The organism is Cellulomonas sp. P24 (genome assembly GCF_024704385.1).
In the GTDB taxonomy this organism is placed as follows: domain Bacteria; phylum Actinomycetota; class Actinomycetes; order Actinomycetales; family Cellulomonadaceae; genus JAJDFX01.
The window spans coordinates 2,084,627-2,102,121 of record NZ_JAJDFX010000002.1 but is presented as its reverse complement, the minus strand read 5'-3'; the positions used below and the strand labels follow the sequence as shown (position 1 = coordinate 2,102,121).

Annotated in this window: 14 protein-coding genes and 2 pseudogenes; 11 read left to right on the top strand and 5 right to left on the bottom strand. The window is 72.8% G+C overall.

All coding sequences use genetic code 11. From position 1 onward, the window contains the following. The first annotated feature begins 118 nt into the window (after positions 1-118). Positions 119-1,663: a 2-oxo acid dehydrogenase subunit E2 gene (locus LJB74_RS09780; RefSeq protein ID WP_259308358.1), complete on the top strand. Its 1,545-nt coding sequence runs from the start codon at positions 119-121 to the stop codon at positions 1,661-1,663. A 111-nt stretch (positions 1,664-1,774) separates the two neighbouring features. Here LJB74_RS09780 and LJB74_RS09775 read toward each other — a convergent pair whose 3' ends face one another. Beyond that, entirely contained in the window at positions 1,775-3,475 is a 1,701-nt protein-coding gene (locus LJB74_RS09775) for an MDR family MFS transporter (protein WP_259308357.1), read from the bottom strand. Positions 3,476-3,740: 265 nt separating this feature from the next. Here LJB74_RS09775 and LJB74_RS09770 point away from each other — a divergent pair, with 265 nt between their 5' ends. Both LJB74_RS09770 and LJB74_RS09765 read left to right on the top strand, forming a co-directional pair. Further along, positions 3,741-4,250: a copper resistance CopC family protein gene (locus tag LJB74_RS09770; protein WP_259308356.1), complete on the top strand. Its 510-nt coding sequence runs from the start codon at positions 3,741-3,743 to the stop codon at positions 4,248-4,250. A gap of 4 nt (positions 4,251-4,254) precedes the next feature. After that, positions 4,255-4,395 (top strand): hypothetical protein, encoded by a 141-nt coding sequence (locus LJB74_RS09765; RefSeq protein ID WP_259308355.1) that lies wholly within the window; start codon positions 4,255-4,257, stop codon positions 4,393-4,395. Positions 4,396-4,765: 370 nt separating this feature from the next. Here the strand turns inward: LJB74_RS09765 and LJB74_RS09760 are convergent, their stop codons facing one another. Beyond that, positions 4,766-5,002: a hypothetical protein gene (locus LJB74_RS09760; protein WP_259308354.1), complete on the bottom strand. Its 237-nt coding sequence runs from the start codon at positions 5,000-5,002 to the stop codon at positions 4,766-4,768. 230 nt (positions 5,003-5,232) lie between these two features. Between LJB74_RS09760 and LJB74_RS09755 the strand changes: the two genes are divergently transcribed. The 4 genes from LJB74_RS09755 (at position 5,233) to LJB74_RS09740 (ending at position 10,820) form a co-directional block, all read left to right on the top strand. Further along, positions 5,233-6,513, top strand: coding sequence for a bifunctional copper resistance protein CopD/cytochrome c oxidase assembly protein (locus LJB74_RS09755; RefSeq protein ID WP_310650889.1), 1,281 nt, complete (start codon positions 5,233-5,235; stop codon positions 6,511-6,513). An 84-nt stretch (positions 6,514-6,597) separates the two neighbouring features. Continuing rightward, on the top strand, positions 6,598-8,076 hold the full coding sequence (locus LJB74_RS09750) for an SDR family oxidoreductase (RefSeq protein ID WP_259308353.1): 1,479 nt from the start codon (positions 6,598-6,600) through the stop codon (positions 8,074-8,076). 35 nt (positions 8,077-8,111) lie between these two features. Then, complete coding sequence (locus tag LJB74_RS09745) at positions 8,112-8,771, top strand: cation diffusion facilitator family transporter (RefSeq protein WP_259308352.1); 660 nt, start codon at positions 8,112-8,114, stop codon at positions 8,769-8,771. Between the two features lie 90 nt (positions 8,772-8,861). Continuing rightward, complete coding sequence (locus tag LJB74_RS09740; RefSeq protein WP_259308351.1) at positions 8,862-10,820, top strand: NHL domain-containing thioredoxin family protein; 1,959 nt, start codon at positions 8,862-8,864, stop codon at positions 10,818-10,820. 115 nt (positions 10,821-10,935) lie between these two features. Here LJB74_RS09740 and LJB74_RS09735 read toward each other — a convergent pair whose 3' ends face one another. Next, complete coding sequence (locus tag LJB74_RS09735; RefSeq protein ID WP_396125223.1) at positions 10,936-12,417, bottom strand: diguanylate cyclase domain-containing protein; 1,482 nt, start codon at positions 12,415-12,417, stop codon at positions 10,936-10,938. A 38-nt stretch (positions 12,418-12,455) separates the two neighbouring features. Here LJB74_RS09735 and LJB74_RS20850 point away from each other — a divergent pair. Continuing rightward, positions 12,456-12,527: pseudogene (locus LJB74_RS20850) on the top strand (hypothetical protein); the annotation flags it as partial. A gap of 66 nt (positions 12,528-12,593) precedes the next feature. Here LJB74_RS20850 and LJB74_RS09730 read toward each other — a convergent pair. Further along, on the bottom strand, positions 12,594-13,706 hold the full coding sequence (locus LJB74_RS09730; RefSeq protein ID WP_259308349.1) for a methyltransferase domain-containing protein: 1,113 nt from the start codon (positions 13,704-13,706) through the stop codon (positions 12,594-12,596). 113 nt (positions 13,707-13,819) lie between these two features. On the opposite strand from LJB74_RS09730, the gene LJB74_RS09725 reads away from it, so the two are divergent. Further along, complete coding sequence (locus LJB74_RS09725; protein WP_259308348.1) at positions 13,820-14,716, top strand: hypothetical protein; 897 nt, start codon at positions 13,820-13,822, stop codon at positions 14,714-14,716. Between the two features lie 24 nt (positions 14,717-14,740). Here LJB74_RS09725 and LJB74_RS09720 read toward each other — a convergent pair. Further along, positions 14,741-15,381: pseudogene (locus LJB74_RS09720) on the bottom strand (TetR/AcrR family transcriptional regulator). A 93-nt stretch (positions 15,382-15,474) separates the two neighbouring features. Between LJB74_RS09720 and LJB74_RS09715 the strand changes: the two are divergent. Continuing rightward, positions 15,475-16,047 (top strand): DinB family protein, encoded by a 573-nt coding sequence (locus LJB74_RS09715; RefSeq protein WP_259308347.1) that lies wholly within the window; start codon positions 15,475-15,477, stop codon positions 16,045-16,047. A 920-nt stretch (positions 16,048-16,967) separates the two neighbouring features. Next, positions 16,968-17,459, top strand: coding sequence for a PadR family transcriptional regulator (locus LJB74_RS09710; protein ID WP_259308346.1), 492 nt, complete (start codon positions 16,968-16,970; stop codon positions 17,457-17,459). The last annotated feature ends 36 nt before the right edge of the window (positions 17,460-17,495 follow it).

Below are 17,495 nucleotides of genomic sequence, written 5' to 3'. Positions count from 1 at the left end.
ACCCGCCCACCCCACATCCCGCCGAGATCGTAGGTTGGGCGCGAGATCGCACGTTGAACGTGACGATCTCGCGCCGGACGTCCGATCTCGGCGGAGGGGGATGGAGATTGGAGCTTGCGTGCCGACCTTTGAGGAGTTCCGGCTTCCCGACGCGGGGGAGGGGCTGACCGAGGCAGAGATCGTCTCGTGGTCCGTCGCCGTGGGGGACACGGTCGCGGTCAACCAGGCCCTCGTCGAGATCGAGACCGCCAAGTCGATCGTCGAGCTGCCCAGCCCGTTCGCCGGCGTCGTGGCGGAGCTGCTGGTCGAGACCGGTGTCACGGTCGAGGTCGGTACCCCGATCATCGTGATCGACACCGATCCGACCGGTGCGCGGACGCGCCCGGTCGACGACGCCCTGCCGTCCGAGGAGGGCCACGGTCCCGCGGTCCTCGTCGGTTACGGGGTCGGCGAGCACACCGGAGTTCGGCGCGCACGACGCGGCGCCCCCGCGGCTGCCGGCGACCCGATCAGGGAACCAGCCGGCGATGCCACTGCCGTGTCGACGTCCGCACCGGACCTGGCCGCCACCGTGCCGGCACCGGCGTCGACCCTCGCGTCCGGCTCGACCCCTGCGTCCGGCTCGTCCGCGCCGACCCCCACCTCTGCCGTGCCGGCACCGGCGTCGGTCACCGGCCCCCGCCAGGACGCCCCGTCGGTCGTCGCGGCGGGCAACGGGTCCGCGGAGCGGGCCGCCGGTCGCAGCGCCTCCGGCGGGACGCACGCCCTCGCCAAGCCACCGGTCCGGAAGGTCGCGCGCGACCTCGGGGTCGACCTCGACAGCGTGGTGGGAACCGGTCCGGGCGGGATCGTCACGCGCGAGGACGTGCTCGCCTACGCCGCACGCGCCGAGGGCCGCACGCTCGCGACCTACCCGGCGGACGACGTCCCCTGGCTGGCCTCCGGCTCGGTCTCGGCGGACGGGCGCCAGACGCGCGTCCCGGTCAAGAGCGTGCGCAAGCGCACGGCCGAGGCGATGGTGACCAGCGCGTTCACGGCCCCGCACGTGACGGTGTTCCAGACGGTCGACGTCACGCGGACGATGCGCCTCGTCGCCCGGCTGCGCGAGGACCGGGAGTTCGCGGACGTGCGGGTGACCCCGCTGCTGATCGCGGCCAAGGCCCTGCTCCTCGCGGTCGACCGGCACCCGGACGTCAACGCGAGCTGGGACGAGGCGAGCCAGGAGATCGTCTACAAGCACTACGTCAACCTCGGGATCGCCGCCGCGACACCTCGGGGGTTGATGGTCCCCAACATCAAGGACGCGCACCGGATGCGCCTCAAGGAGCTCGCGCAGGGTCTGGCCGGTCTCACGGCGACGGCCCGCGCGGGCAAGACGTCGCCGTCGGACATGAGCGACGGGACCATCACGATCACGAACGTCGGGGTGTTCGGCATCGACACCGGGACCCCGATCCTCAACCCGGGCGAGGCGGCGATCCTCGCGTTCGGCGCGATCCGCGAGCAGCCGTGGGTCCACAAGGGCAAGATCCGCAAGCGGTTCATCACCCAGCTCGCGCTGAGCGTCGACCACCGACTGGTCGACGGCGAGCTGGGGTCACGCGTGCTGGCCGACGTCGGCGCCGTCCTGGAGGACCCCGCTCAGGCGCTCGTCTGGGGCTGACACCCCCCGCGCTCCCACGCCAGCGGCCGGTCAAGTGGAGCGAAAGTGTCGCGACACGCGGGCGTGTCGCGACACTTCGCTCCACTTGAGCCGCGGTGGGTGGGTGGTGGGTCAGATGACGGCGGCGGCGGCCGCTGCCTCGGCCTCGGCGCGCTCGTCGTCGAGCCGGTTCTGGATGCCCGAGCGGTTCTGGAGAGCGAGCTCCGGCAGGATCGCCGTGAAGAACACGCCGAGCACCATGATCGCGGCGGCGATCAGGAGCACGAGGTCGATCGAGTTGGCGAACCCCTCGAGGAACGGCTTGGCGAGCCGCGGGTCGAGCGCAGTGATGAACGACGAGTCGTTGAGCGACGGCACCGCCCCGTGACCGGTGACCATGTTCACCACCGGGGCGTTCGCCGGGTTCGCGAGCACGGCCGGGTCCTTGAGGGCGGCCTGGAAGTCGGCCGCCGGGGCGATCCGGGCGAACGCCGTCGCGATCTTGTCGCCGACCGTCGAGAACAGGATCGACAGGAACACCGCGGTGCCGAGCGTGCCGCCGACCTGACGGAAGAACAGCGACGAGCTGGTCGCGACACCCATCTCGCGCGGCGGGACGGCGTTCTGCACCGCGAGAACCAGCGGCTGCATCGTCAGGCCCAGGCCCAGACCGAACACGATCGAGTCGAGACCGACGACGGCGAGCGTCGTCTCCGGCTGGAGCCGTGACATGAGGAGCGCGCCGATGCCGAGCAGGATCGTCCCGATGATCGGGAACACCTTGTAGCGACCGGTCTTCGCCACGAGCTGACCGGCGATGACCGAGCCGATCATGATGCCGAGGGTCAGCGGGATCAGCGTGAGCCCGGCCTGCGTCGGCGTCATGCCCTTGGCGATCTGCAGGTACAGCGGGAGGGTCGCGAGGCCGCCGAACATCCCGAGGCCGATGACGACGTTGGCGCCCGCGCTGATCGAGAACGTCTTGTTCCGGAACAGGTACAGCGGCAGCAGCGCGTCCTTGCCGGCGACGCGCTCCGCGAGCACGAACAGCGCCAGGCCGAGCGCTCCGGTGCCGTAGCAGAGCAGCGCCGAGGTCGACGTCCAGCCCCACGAGCGACCCTGCTCGGCGATCAGCAGCAGCGGCACGAGGCCGATCACCAGGGCGACCGCACCCTGCCAGTCGATCTTGTGCTGGATCTTCGGGATCGGCGGCAGGTGCAGCACGCGGGTGATGACGAACAGCCCGATGATCCCGATCGGCAGGTTGACGAGGAACACCCAGCGCCACCCGGTGATGCCGAGGATCGACGACGCCCCGGCGAAGAAGCCGCCGATGACCGGACCGAGCACGGACGACGTGCCGAACACGGCGAGGAAGTACGCCTGGTAGCGCGCACGTTCGCGCGGCGGGACGAGGTCGCCGAGGATCGTGATCGCGAGGGACATCAGGCCGCCGGCGCCGAGCCCCTGCACGCCGCGGTAGATCGCGAGCTGGTACATCGAGTGCGCGGTGCCGGACAGCAACGACCCGACGAGGAACAGCGAGATCGCGAGCAGGTAGAACGGCTTGCGCCCGTAGACGTCGGAGAGCTTGCCGTACAGCGGCGTCGCGATCGTCGAGGTGATCAGGTAGGCGGTCGTCACCCAGGCCTGGAGCTCGAGGCCGTGCAGGTCGTCACCGATCGTGCGGATCGACGTCGCGACGATGGTCTGGTCGAGCGCAGCCAGGAACATCCCGATCATCAGGCCGCCGAGGATCGTGACGATCTCGCGGTGCGACGGGCCGTGCGTGGCGCTCGTGTCCGGTGGTGCGGTGGGGGTCGACTGGGTCACGGAAGGCCTCTCGCAGCATGGGTGAGTGGGATGCAGTGGGTGCACGGCGGCGTGCGGGTGGCGGTGCAGCGGGTGCAGGGCGGTGCGGTCGCGACGTCGTGCGCGGCGGCGCACAACGGTTGCTAACCGCAACCATCGGGCACAGTATTCCCCGGCACCGACATCGTCTCGACCGATTTTCCACGGCCTCGAGCTGCGCGCCCGACGAGAGTGCCGCCGACCCCTGGATGCGGCGGTGCGGCAGGCGCCGAGTTACCGTGATCCGGTGCCCAGACCCGCCTCTGCCGCTTCGCACGCGCCCTCGCGCCGGTCCCTCGCCCCGGGGCGGTTCCTCGCTGTGGTCGCCGTCGTGGTCCTCGGGCTGGTCACGGGTGCGACGACGGCCTCCGCGCACGACACCCTCGCCTCGACCGACCCGGCCGACGGCTCGACGGTCGCCGTCGCCCCCGCAGCTGTCACCCTCGTGTTCAACGAGCCCGCCCAGGCCCTCGGGTCGCAGATCCGGGTGATCGGGCCCGACGGGTCGGTCGTGTCGACCGGGGACGTCGTGCTCAACGGCGCGTCCGTGTCCGAGCACCTCGTCGACAGCCGACCGGCCGGGACGTACACGGTGGCCTGGCGCATCACGTCGACCGACGGGCACCCCATCAGCGGCTCCTTCACCTTCACCGCGACCGGTGCCGCCGGCCCTGCCCCCCACGGCGGCGACCCCGGCCCCCACGGCGACTGCCGCCGCGAACGCTGCGGCGGCCCCCACCACGTCGTCCACCGGTGACACCGTGATCGCGCCGTCGCCGACCCCCTCGGCCGGCACGGGCAGCAGCGACGGCCTGAGCCCGGGTCTCGTGGCCGGGATCGTGATTCTCGTCGCCGGGGTGGGCGCCGCCGGCATCCTCGTCGCGCGCCGCCGATCACGGTGACCGCCAGCCCCCCGGCGACCGTCGGGCCCCGACCGGGGAGACCCCCGGCCGTCGGCGCTGACCGGGTGCGTGTGTACGCCACCCCGGTGCGCGTCGCCGCCCTCCCGCTGGTCGGCCTGGTCACGGTCGTCCTCGCGCTCACGGTGACCGGCGCCGCGCTGCCGACCGCTCTTCTCGACAGCGGGCCCGTCGTCCGCTGGGGTCTTCCGCTCGCCGAGGTGCTCCGCGAGCTCGCCGGTGCGGTCACGCTGGGCGCGCTGGTCCTCGCGGCCGGGGTGCTCCCGCGGGCGGCAGCGACCGCACCCGGTGCGCGCACCCCCCGGGACCGGGCCGACGGTCGCGCCTACCTGCTGAGCCTGCGCGTTGCGGGTTATGCCGGGACGGCGTGGGCGGTGATCTCCGTCGTGCACCTCGTCCTGACGTACGCGAACGTGGCCGGCACCCCGGTCGGCTCCGCCGGGTTCGGCCAGCAGCTCGGGCTGTTCGTGACCCAGCTCGGGCTGGGCAAGGTGCTGCTCTCGGTGACGGTGATCGCCGCGGTCACCGGCACGTTCGCGCTGCTCGTCACGTCCCCGTCGGGCGCGGCCTGGTTGGCGGTGCTCGTCATGGGGGCCCTCGCGATGCAGGCCGAGACCGGGCACTCGGCGGCGGCCGGCGACTCTCACGAGCTCGCGATCTCGTCGTTGTTCCTTCACCTCGTCGGTGCCGGGGTGTGGATCGGGGCGCTCGCCGTCCTGGCGATGCTCGCCGGGCGGCTCGGCACGGACCTGGGCCCGTCGGTGGCCCGCTACTCGGTGATCGCCGGGTGGTGCTTCCCCCGCGGTTGCCGTCTCCGGGATCGCGAACGCGGCGATCCGGGTCGGCGGGTGGGACGGCCTCGCCACCCGGTACGGGGTGCTCGTCCTGGCGAAGGTCGCGATCTTCCTGGTGCTGGGTGGGCTGGGGTTCCTGCACCGCCGGTCGGTGATCCCCGGCCTGATGGCCGCCACCGGCCCGGTCTCGGTCCGCACGGCCGCGGGCCGGCTGTTCTGGCGGCTGGTCGCGGTCGAGCTCGCGGTGATGGGCGCGGTGACGGGAGTCGCGGTGGCGCTCGCGGCGAGCGAGCCGCCGGTCCCGCAGGTCGCCGTCCCGAACCCGACTCCCGCCGAGATCGTGACCGGGCACCTGCTGCCGCCGCCGCTCACCGGGATCCGGTGGCTGACCGAGTGGCACTGGGACCTGCTGCTGACGTTCGCCGCCGCCGCAGGCCTCGTCGTGTACCTGCAGTGGGTGCGGCGGTTGCGCGCGCGCGGTGACAGCTGGCCGCTCGGGCGCACGGTCTCGTGGGTCGCCGGGATGGTGCTGTTCGTCTGGACGACGTCCGGCGGTCCGGGCGCGTACGGTCACGTGCTCTTCAGCGCCCACATGGTCGAGCACATGCTGCTCGTGATGGTCATCCCGATCTTCCTGGTGCTCGCGGCGCCGGTGACGCTCGCACTGCGGGCGTTGCCGTCCCGGACCGACGGGTCGCGGGGGCCGCGCGAGTGGATCCTCACGATCGTCGGCTCGCACGTCGCGCGCTTCATGTCGAACCCGATCGTCGCCGCGGTGAACTTCGCCGGGTCGATGATCGTCTTCTACTACTCGGGGCTGTTCGGTCTGGCCCTGTCGACGTACGTGGGCCACGCCGCGATGGTCGTGCACTTCAGCCTCGCGGGATACCTGTTCGCCAACGCGATCGTCGGCATCGATCCCGGTCCCACCCGGCCGGGCTACCCGCAGCGGATCCTGCTGCTGTTCGCGACGATGGGCTTCCACGCGTTCTTCGGCGTGACGCTGATGAGCAGCGAGGTCCTGCTGGTCCCGGAGTGGTTCGGTGTGCTCGGCCGCCCGTGGGGCCTGTCGGCGATCGCGGACCAGCAGCGCGGCGGGGCGATCGCATGGGGCATCGGCGAGCTGCCGACGTTGGCACTCGCCCTGGCCGTCGCGTTCGCATGGTCGCGGTCCGACGAGCGCACCGCGCGGAACCGGGACCGTCGGGTGGACCGCGACGGCGACCCCGAGCTCGACGAGTACAACGCGATGCTCGCCACGATGGCCCGCCGCGACAAGGACGGCGCCGACGGCCCCGAGGCCTAGTCCCGCCGCCCGGCCCGACGGTGGACGGCACCAGCGGGGGCGGGTCCGACGTGCACGGACGTCGCCGTGCCCGCACACTGCCGTATGCCCGACACTCCCAGACCCCTCGTCGTCGCCGTCACCGGAGTCACCGGCTACGTCGGCGGGCGCCTCGTTCCCGAGCTGCTCGCCGCCGGTCACCACGTGCGTGCGATCGCCCGCGACCCGAGCCGGCTGCGCGGGCGTCCCTGGTTCGCGGACGTCGAGGCGGTCCGCGCCGACGCAGGTGACCTTGACGCGGTACGTACCGCCCTCGACGGCGTCGACGTCGCGTACTACCTCATCCACTCGCTCGGCACCGGCCACCGGTTCGAGGCGCGCGACCGTGCCACGGCCCTGACCTTCGCGCGGGCAGCACGTGAGGCGGGCGTCGGCCGGATCGTGTACCTGGGCGGGCTCTTCCCGGAGGGCGAGGAGCTGTCCCCGCACCTGGAGTCGCGCAAGGAGGTCGGCGACATCCTGCTGGCCTCGGGTGTCCCGACGACGGTGCTGAGGGCCGCGGTGATCCTCGGCTCCGGATCGGCGTCCTTCGAGATGATGCGCTATCTGACCGAGCGGCTCCCGGCGATGACCGTGCCGCGCTGGGTCGACAACCGGATCCAACCGATCGCGATCCGGGACGTGCTGCGCTACCTCGTGGGTTCGGCGACGATGCCGGCCGACGTCAACCGCGCGTTCGACATCGGTGGGCCCGACGTGCTCACGTACCGCCAGATGATGCAGGGGTACGCGCGCGCGGCCGGGCTCCCACGGCGGCTCATCGTGAAGGTCCCGGTGCTCAGCCCGAGCCTGTCCAGCCACTGGGTAGGGCTGGTGACGCCGGTGCCGTCCGGTCTGGCACGGCCGCTCGTGGAGTCCCTCATCCACGAGGTCGTCTGCGACGAGCACGACATCGCGCGGTACGTCCCGGACCCACCCGAGGGCCTCGTCGGCTTCGACCGGGCCGTGCGGCTCGCGCTCGAGCGGGTGCGCGACGCCGAGGTGACGACGCGGTGGTCGTCGGCGGCGGTCGCGGGCGCCCCGAGCGACCCGTTGCCGAGCGATCCCGACTGGGCGGGCGGGTCGCTCTACGTCGACGAGCGGCGCACGACGGTCGACGCGACGCCCGAGGCGCTGTGGAGCGTCATCCAGGAGATCGGCGGCGAGCGCGGCTGGTACTCGTGGGCGCTCGCGTGGCAGGTCCGCGGTCTGCTCGACAGGATCGCCGGCGGGCCGGGCCTGCGGCGAGGTCGGCGCGATCCGAGCGACCTCCGGGTCGACGACGCGATCGACTTCTGGCGCGTCGAGGAGGTCGACCCGGGTCGGCTGCTGCGGCTGCGCGCGGAGATGCGCCTGCCGGGGCTGGCGTGGCTCGAGCTGCGGGTGGAGAAGGACGACGACGGCGCGACGGTCTTCGCACAACGTGCGGTGTTCCATCCGCACGGCCTTGCCGGGCAGCTCTACTGGCGGTCGGTGACCCCGTTCCACGGGATCGTGTTCGGTGGCATGCAGCGCGGCATCGCGTCGGCGGCGGAGCGCCGCTGACCTCGTCGACGGCCCGCCACCCCTACTCTCGACCTGTGCCCACACCTCCGACCCTCGACCGCGCGGAGATCGACCGGTTGACCCGACGTGGTCGCCGTCTCGCCCAGCTGACCGTGGCCTACAACGTCGTCGAGGGACTCGTCGCGATCGCGGCGGGCGCCTCGGCGGGCCTGGTCTCGCTTCTCGGGTTCGGGCTCGACTCGGGGATCGAGTCCGTGACGGCGGTCCTGGTCGCGATGCGCCTTGCCGCCCGCCTGCGCGACGCCGAGCCCGACGAGGCGAGCGAGCGGCGGACGCTGCGGGTCGTCGCGCTGATGTTCTTCGCGCTCGCCGCATACGTGGTGGCCGAGGGGGCCCGGTCCCTGCTCACGCACGAGACCCCGACGTCGTCACCGGTCGGTCTCGCCGTCTTGGGCGCCTCGGTGATCGCCATGCCCCTGCTCGCCCGGGCCAAGACGCGCGTCGGCGTCGCACTCGGCGGGGACCGCCTGATCCTGGCCGACGCCGCGGAGACCAGGTTGTGCCTGCTCCTCAGCGTGTCCACGCTGCTCGGCCTCGGGCTGTTCGCGCTCACCGGTGCGACGTGGCTCGACCCGGCGGCGGGGCTCGTCGTCGCCGTGCTCGCAGTCCGGGAGGGCCTCGAGGCCTGGGAGGGCGAGCTCGTCGAGGACGACGAGGACGACGACGACGACTGACCCCCTTCCGCCAAGTGGAGCGTTCTGCCAGCGACACGCGGGCGTGTCGCGGCAGAACGCTCCACTTGGCGGGGCTGGGAGACTGGGGGGATGCCGTCTGCGTCTCGTCTGCCCAAGGTCCGCGCGTCCGAGCTCGTCGGGCGCGGCTGGCTGAACACCGGCGGCCGGGACCTCGCCCTCGCTGACCTGCGCGGCAAGATCGTCGTCCTCGACTTCTGGACGTTCTGCTGCATCAACTGCCTGCACGTCCTCGACGAGCTGCGTGAGCTCGAGGCGCGGCACCGGGACGTCCTGGTGATCGTCGGCGTGCACTCCCCGAAGTTCGCGCACGAGGCCGACCCGGTGGCGCTCGCCGCGGCCGTCGACCGCTACGAGGTCCACCACCCCGTCCTCGACGACCCCGAGCTCACCACGTGGTCCGCATACACCGCCCGCGCCTGGCCGACGCTCGTCGTGATCGACCCCGAGGGCTACGTCGTCGCGCACATGGCGGGCGAGGGTCACGCGCACAACCTCGACGTCCTGGTCGCCGACCTCGTCGCGGAGCACGAGGCACGCGGCACCCTGCACCGAGGCGACGGACCGTACGTGCCGCCGGCCCCGACGTCGGGCACCCTCCGCTTCCCGGCCAAGGCGATCGTGCTGCCGGGAGGGACCTTGCTGGTGGCGGACGCCGGCCACCACAGCCTCGCGGAGCTCGCGCCCGACGGCGAGACCCTCGTGCGCCGCATCGGCTCCGGCGAGCGTGGGCTGGTCGACGGTGGCCCGACGGTCGCCCGGTTCAGCGAGCCGAACGGCCTGTGCCTCGTGCCCGACGGGCTGCGTGACCGTCTCGGATACGACGTCGTGGTCGCCGACACCGTCAACCACGCGCTCCGCGGGGTGCGGTTGGCCGACGGGCACGTGACCACCGTGGCCGGGACCGGTGAGCAGTACATGGTCGGCGGTGCGGACAACGTCGCGCCGGGCCCGGTCGACGCCCGCCGAGGGGACGGTGGACCGGCGGGGGACCTGGCCGCGGGCGACCCCTCGACCGACGACGTGGACCCGCTCCGCCTCCGGCTGTCGTCGCCGTGGGACGTCGTCTGGTACCCGCCGATGGGCGCGTTCGTCGTCGCGATGGCCGGCAACCACACGCTGTGGGCGTTCGACGGCGAGCGCCGCACGATGCGCCTGGTCGGCGGCACGATGAACGAGGGCCTGCTCGACGGTCCGCTGCTCGAGGCCTGGTTCGCGCAGCCGTCGGGTCTGGCCGTCGACGCGGACCAGCGCCTGTGGGTGGCCGACTCCGAGGTCTCCGGCCTCCGCCAGGTCGAGCCCGGCACCGTGACCTCACCCGCCGCACCCTCCGCGACGGTCCGCACCGCCGTCGGTCAGGGCCTGTTCGACTTCGGCCACCGTGACGGCCCCGCTGACCAGGCCCTGCTGCAGCACCCGCTGGGCGTCGCGGTCCTGCCCGACGGGTCGATCGCCATCGCGGACACCTACAACGGGGCCGTCCGCCGCTACGACCCGGCGACGCACGAGGTCACCACGCTCGCGCGGGACCTCGCCGAGCCGAGCGGCGTCCTGGTCCAGGAGTCGGCCGACGGCGTGGTGCTGCTCGTGGTCGAGTCGGCCGCCCATCGGCTGGTGCGCGTCGCCGTGCCTCATGGCGCCGGCGACCGGCTCGACGAGGGCGCGCACCGCACGCAGCGGCCGGTGACCGAGCTGGGTGCGGGTGAGGTGGACCTCGAGGTCGTCTTCACCCCGGCGACCGGCCAGAAGTACGACGACCGCTACGGGCCGTCGACGCGCCTGTCGGTCTCCGCGACACCGCCGGAGCTGCTGCTCGGGGGTGCCGGTGACGACATCCCGCTCACCCGTGTGCTGCGACTCAACCCGGACGTCCCGGGTGGGGTGCTGCACGTGACCGCCAAGGCGGCGTCGTGCGACGCGGACGAGGCCGTCGAGTACCCGGCGTGCCACCTGAACAGCCAGGACTGGGGTGTGCCGGTGCGGGTGGTGCAGGCGGGTCCGCGCACGCTCGTGCTCCCGCTGCACGGTTGACGCCTCGCGGACCTGACGCCCAGCGGACCTGACGCCCAGCGGACCTCACACTCGAAGACCTCACGCCCCGCAGATCCGCCCCCCGTCCACCGCCCGTCCCCGGCCCGTCGCTCTCTCAGGGCAGCCCGACGATCGCGGCGGCGACGACGGCCCGCACGGGCGTCGCGACGTACTCGACGTCGACGTGCAGGCTGTCGAAGTACAGCTCGACGAGCCAGCGGCGGCCCGACGCGTCCGGCCCGCCGGCGGCGACGACCGCGGTCGCGTCGGTCGCAGCGAGCAGGTGCCTCTCGTGGGGGTGCCCGTCCGGGTCGGAGACGTGCACCCAGAACGCCCCACCGTCGAGGGCGCGTGCCGTCGACGGGTTGGCGGCGGAGGCGAAGTCCTGCCCGAACGCGTCGATGAGGAACGCGGTGTCGGGTCGGCTGACCGAGGACCCGCGGTTGACCAGCCGGAGGGTCCGGGCGGACGGTTCGCACGACGACACGTACCAGTGCATCGCCCCGACCGACTCGGTGAGGGCGATGGCGACGGCGGAGAGGCGGTCGCCCGCGTGCACCAGGACGTCGCGCGCGCGGGCGTCCCGGGTCAGGGCGTCCAGGGCGGCGAGGCCGTCGTCGAGCACCGTCAGCTGGGTGATCCCGCCGTAGCGGCTTCCCCCGGACACGCGCAGGTGTCGCGCGCGCTTGGCCCGGTACTGGGCGGCGTCGGCGAGGCGGAACAGGCTCCGCCCGGTGGCCTCGGGGTCGGTGTGCTCGGTGGAGGCGATCCCGTAGGAGAGCGTGGCGCCGTACGGCAGCCCGCCGACGGCGAGCTCGGCGTCGACGACGTCGCGGACGTCGGCCGAGGGGATGCCGACGGTGATGACGCAGAACTCGTCACCGCCCAGGCGCACCGCGGTCGAGCCCGGGAGGGCGTCGCGCATGCGGCGGACGACGTCGGCGACCGAACGCAGCAGCTCGTCGCCGCGCTCGTGCCCGTGCTCGTCGTTGATGCGCTTGAGGCTGTCGACGTCGCACATGACGACGCAGGTCACGGCGCCGGAGGCGAGGGCGGCGGCGACGGCGCTGTCGGCGGCGCGCCGGTTCGGCAACCCGGTCAGCGGGTCGGCCATGACGAGTCGCTCGACCTGCGTCGCGATGTCGATGCGGGTGAGCGCCCCGGCGACGAGGCTCGCGAACACCTCGAGCAGCGCGACCTCTTCGGACGTGTACGGGGTCGGTTCGCGTCGGGCGAGGTACAGCTGCCCCCACACGGATCCGTGCGCGAGGACGGGGACGGCGACGGCGACGGACATCCCGTTGGCGAGGAGCGCCTCGATCTCGGTCTGGTCGCTGTCGGGGTCGTTCGCGTCGACGACCCAGCCGCGGCGGTCGCGGATCAGCGCGCGCAGCGCCGGCCGCTTCGACGCGCGGTACTCGGAGGCGGCGAGCCCGGTCCACGCGCCCTCCTGGATCGGGGGATCGACGGTCATGGCGCGGAAGGTGTCCTGGTCGACGCGCCCGAGGCTCGCGACGGTGGAGCCGGTGAGGAGGCGCGCGAGCCGTGCGGCGGTGACGACGAGGTCGGACACCTCGGTGCAGCCGTCGAGGCGCATCGCGGCGTCGAGCAGCCTCTGGACATCCGTCCGGTCAGCGAGGACCTGTCGATCCGCTGTGGACGTCCTGTCCGTTTTGCTCACCTCTCCATCATGTTCTCGCCGCGTGATCCGCGACAGTGGAGGGAACGGTTGTGGCCGAATGTCCACCGACCGGACGAGCCCGCGCCGGGTCGTCAGTCCGCGCGGCGGAGCAGGTAGACCCGCGGGTGGTGGCCCTTCTGGAACACCCGCACCTCGGCGCGTTCACGCCACAGCGCCGTCCCGCGCAGCACCCGGTCCATGATCGTGACCTCGTGCGTGAGGACGGCGAGCTGCGCGCCGGGTCGGGTGATCGCGTGCGCGACGCGGAGGACCTCCTGGTGGGCGGCCTCGTTGGTCGCGTGGGACCCGGTGAGCGTGCCCCACGGCGGGTCGGCGAGCACGAGATCGGCGGGGACGGTCGGCCACCACGTCTCGTCGGCGATGTCGGCCCGGACCAGCTCGACGTCCGCAGCGAGTCCGGCCGCGGCGACGTTCGCGGTGGCGGCGGCGATCGCCTCCGGGGAGACGTCGACACCGACGGCGCTCGCGGCCGGCCCGGCGAGCAGCCGTTCGACGAGCAGCGTCCCGGAACCGCACATGAGGTTGACGACGCGGTCCTCGGCGCGGATCCCGGCGAGGCGGACGATCGCCGCGGCGATCGTGGCGTTGACGGCGCCGGGATAGTCGGCGACGCGCCAGTCCCGCGCCGAGGACGGCCGTGACCCGAGCCGCACGAGCACGTCCCAGCCGTCCGGTCGCGGCCCGGCGGCGTCGAGCTGCGGCGTGCGGCGGAACCGGAGCACGACGGCGCCGGCGTCCTCGCTGTGGTCGTGCTCCTGGCGGAGACCGGTGGCGTGCGCGAGCTGCGTGCCGAGGCGCTGGAAGACCAGGGAGTCGCTGCCCGCGGCCTCGAACCGGAAGGCGCGTGCGCCGTCGAGCCGGGCGGACCGCTGGACGGCGTCGACGATCGCGGGGAAGTACTCACCGCTGGAGAGGGACCGGGGCCGGGGCACGGGGAAGCTGAGCACCTGCGACACGGCGACGACGGTGCGCAGCGCGCGTAGGGCATCTGGCCGTCCGCCGTGCCGCACGAGCATCGAGTCCTCGCGACCGGGGAGGAGGAGCACCGGGGTGCGGGGGCCGAGCGCGTCGGCGACCTCGGACTGGACGATGTCGGCCAGGCCGGGCAGGAAGGTCAGCTCGTAGGTGGAGGTGGGGCGATCCGGTGGGCGGGGACGACTCGGCCGTGCGGATCTGGTGGGCATGGGGCCAGTGTCGCAGTCGTGGGCGGCGGTGGGCGCGGGCACGGACCGGCGTGAGCATGCCGTGCGCGGCCCTCGTGCACCTGTGTGCGGCGATCTCCGGCTAGGTTCTGGGCATGAGCACGGTTCACTCCGAGTTCCCGAGACACCTCGCCGGCGAGCCGCTCCTTGCGCTCGCGCCTGGTTCCCCGGTGCTCGAGCTGGCTCGTGCGTGGTTCCCGGAGGCCGCCTGGGAGCAGGTCCCGATGTCGACGGGGCAGGTGCGTCTGCGTCCTCGTCAGGGTGTGGTGGGGCGTTTCCGGTCCGCAGCGCCGGAGGAGCCGACCGCGGAGCCGGGCCGGTTGCGGCTCGTCGGGGAGACGCGGCTGGACGGGCCGCACCCGGTCGCGGCAGCGGCTGCGCACGCGGGCGGGCTACCGCCGCAGGCCTTCGACGTGTACCTCGTGCGCGGTGGACTCCCGCCAGAGCCGGTGGTGATGGCGTGGCTGGCCGCGGCTGCGCGGCGGACCGGGGGTGCGGTGGTGCTTCCCGAGGGTGGTGTCCTGGTCCCTGACCCGAGCTCCGCGCTGACGATGACGTTGTGGTCACCGCAGGCGATCGACGGCGATGCCGCCCTGGCGGTGCTGCGGCCGGCGTTGTCCGGGTCCCGTCTCACGTCTGCTGAGGCCGTCGGGCCGGAGGCGTGGGCGTTCACCGCGGTCTACGAGTACGACGGTCTGGTCCGGGTGAGCCTGGCACGGTCGACGGAGCTGCCGCTGGTCCTGGCGACGGCGGACCCGTCGGCGTTCGGGGTGTACGGGTACCGGGTCGCCTGGTCGCCGCCGGGCGTCGATGCCGGGGAGCTCGACGTGTCGCTCCCGCTGCACGCGATCGCACGCAACCGGGTCGCCCCGTCGATGACCCGTGCGGTGCTGGCGCTCGAGGGGAGGGTCGGGGGGACGGTCGTCGACGAGGGTGGGTTCGTGATCGACGCGGGAGACCTGACCGAGCGGGCGCGAGCGGACCGCCGGTAGCGGGCGGAGGCGAGCGCCGCGCCCTCAGGCGGAGACGAGTTCGGCGTCCTCGCGTGGACCCCGCGTGCCGGGGTCGAGGTCCGCACCGACGGCGCGCAGCACGAAGGTCTCGGTCGCGAGGATCGCCTTCTCCCGCTCGGGTCCCTCGCCGGGGACCCCCGCCCGGACAGGCAGGCGTTGACGAGCGGCACGGTGGTGTCGAGGTCCTGCTCCGGGAACGCACCGGCCTCGATGCCGGCGGCGAGCACGCGGCGGAGGATCTTCTCGACGGCGGTCACGTGGTCGCGCATCCGCTGGCGGGTCCCACGGGACAGCACCGAGCGGAGATCGGGTCCGGGGGCGAGCTGGTACACGCGCCGCAGGTCGATCTGCTGGCGGACGTAGGTGCGGAGCTGGTCCGTCGGGTCCGAGACCTCGTTGATCGCTGCGTCGATGGTGGCGACGTACAGGTTGGTCTCGTGCGTGATGAACCCGAGGAGCAGGGACTCCTTGTCGGGGAAGTGGTTGTAGACGGCGGTCCGGCCGACGCCCGCCGCTGCGGCGATGTCGGCGAGGGTGATCGCATCGAAGCCACGGTCGGCCATCAGGGCCGAGAGCGCACTGAAGAGCTTCAGGCGCGTCTGTTCGCGGTGCTCGTGCAGCGAACCACCGATGATCTTGGGCATAGTGACAGTCTGACACCATCCGTCAGCACGTCGACCGGCCCCAGGTCCCTTGCCATCAGCGTGACAGCGTGATCTCACCTCTACAGTGGCGGCATGGACGAGCAGAGCGTCGACCCCACCGCCGCCGACGCGACCACGCAGGGCCTCCCGCCGGCCGACCCGGACACCAAGGACTGGACCTGGGTGCTCGACCGCCCGTGCCCGGAGTGCGGGTTCGTGGCCTCGGACGTCGACGTGGCCGACATCGCGCCGGCGCTGCGGGCATCGGCCGTGCGCTGGCGGGCGGCGCTCGCGCGCGACGACGTGCGGGTGCGCCCGGCACCGGGCACGTGGTCCGTGCTCGAGTACGCGTGCCACGTGCGGGACGTGCATCGCATCTTCGGTGAACGGCTGGCCCTGATCCTCGACGAGGACGACCCCGCGTTCGCGAACTGGGACCAGGACGCCGCCGCGGTGAGCGGCCGGTACGCCGCCCAGGACCCGTCCGTCGTCGCGGACGAGCTGGTCGCCGCGGCCGAGACGACCGCGGACCGGTTCGCCGCCGTGCGACCGGACCAGTGGGACCGCCCTGGCCGCCGGTCGAACGGGTCGGTCTTCACGACGCGGACCCTCGGTCGGTACTACCTGCACGACGTCGAGCACCACACCCACGACATCGGCGCCTGAACCCCTCCGGCTGTCCACAATTTTCGTGCACAGGTCTGTGCGTAACGCGCGATCACGCAGGTCGGCCTGTGGATGGAGCTGTGAGGAACCTGTGCAGAAAAATCTCTTCCCCGAACCGGTTGCGGGCGCCCCGGAACGGGACTAGACCTCTCGTATCGGCACACGATGAACCGGTCGGAAGGCGGGGCAACCCGCACCAGGACAGGGGAGTCGGCACCGAGAAGATCGGAGAACGGCAGGGCATATCGGCAGGGCAACCTGACGAGCTGCGGGTGACGACGCAGGTTCCTGTGCGGGCCGATCAGTGCATCACGAGGTGCTCGACGCGCGGCTCGTCCGCTCGGAGGGCACGGAGCCGCACCGTCATGGCGGCACCGGGGTCAGGAGAGGTCGTTCGTCGACAGGCCAGGTGGGGCAACCCGTCGAGGCAGTCACTACTAGCGGCCCGACCGGATCTCGGGGTGAGGCACAGCAAGGCCCCTCGGACGCTTACTCCGAGGGGCCTTTGCTGTGCCCGAGTCTACGAGACGACCGGAGGGGCTCCGGCAACCGACACGCGGCCGGTCGGTGAACAGTGGGGTCGACGAGCACCGTGACCGGGGCGCGCGCGACCTGCACCCCGGTGGTCTGGCGGGCGCAGTGGGCTGGATCGGCGCATCGGCCGCGGGCTGCCGGCGCGCGCCGGTGAACGCAGGCAAGGCCTTGTCATCGATACAGCAACGATATATCGTTACCGTATCGATGAAAGGAGCGTCATGAGAGACGCACGAATCACAGACCAGATGCACGGCGGACACCGACCACGGCGCCACCACGAGCCGTTCGGTCGCGGTCCCGGCTTCGGACCGGGCTTCGGGCCTGGTCCGCGCCGCCACGGAGGCCTCGGCCCGGATGGCGAGGGGCGCGGTCGACGACGCGGCATGCGTGCCCCTCGAGGCGACGTACGCGCCGCCGTCCTGCAGCTCCTCGCCGAGGAGCCCATGCACGGCTACCAGCTCATGCAGCTGATCGCCGAGCGGAGCGAGGGAGCGTGGCGTCCGAGCCCGGGCACCATCTACCCGGTGCTCGCCCAGCTCGAGGACGAGGGACTCGTCGAGGTCACTCGCGGCGAGGGCCGCAAGCTCGCGACCCTCACCGACACCGGGCGCGCCTACGTGACCGAGAACGCCGCCGAGCTCGGGGACCCGTTCGCGACCCTCAGGGACAACCTCGGCCCCCAGGTCGACCTGCGCGGACCGGTCGAGGACCTCGCCAGCGCCGCCCGTCAGATCGCCCGTTCGGGCACTGTCGGGCAGCAGGAGGCTGCGCGGACCGTGCTGCGGGAGGCCCGCCGGTCGCTGTACCTCATCCTCGCGGACGACGAGGAGACCTCTGTCGAGCCGCAGGGCCGCAGCGCGACGCCATCGGAGTAGGGGGCGCACCCCGACTCCGCCTGCAGACCCCAGGTG

Bases quoted from the DNA above. Each gene is read 5' to 3' on its own strand.
- LJB74_RS09760 (WP_259308354.1), bottom strand. From the start codon at position 5,002: ATGACGAGCACCGCCAACCAGGCCGCGCCCGACGGGGACGTGACGAGC.
- LJB74_RS09750 (WP_259308353.1), top strand. From the start codon at position 6,598: ATGCCCGACACTCCCAGACCCCTCGTCGTCGCCGTCACCGGAGTCACC.
- LJB74_RS09740 (WP_259308351.1), top strand. From the start codon at position 8,862: ATGCCGTCTGCGTCTCGTCTGCCCAAGGTCCGCGCGTCCGAGCTCGTC.
- LJB74_RS09735 (WP_396125223.1), bottom strand. From the start codon at position 12,417: ATGCGCCTCGACGGCTGCACCGAGGTGTCCGACCTCGTCGTCACCGCC.
- LJB74_RS09730 (WP_259308349.1), bottom strand. From the start codon at position 13,706: ATGCCCACCAGATCCGCACGGCCGAGTCGTCCCCGCCCACCGGATCGC.
- LJB74_RS09725 (WP_259308348.1), top strand. From the start codon at position 13,820: ATGAGCACGGTTCACTCCGAGTTCCCGAGACACCTCGCCGGCGAGCCG.
- LJB74_RS09715 (WP_259308347.1), top strand. From the start codon at position 15,475: ATGGACGAGCAGAGCGTCGACCCCACCGCCGCCGACGCGACCACGCAG.
- LJB74_RS09710 (WP_259308346.1), top strand. From the start codon at position 16,968: ATGCGTGCCCCTCGAGGCGACGTACGCGCCGCCGTCCTGCAGCTCCTC.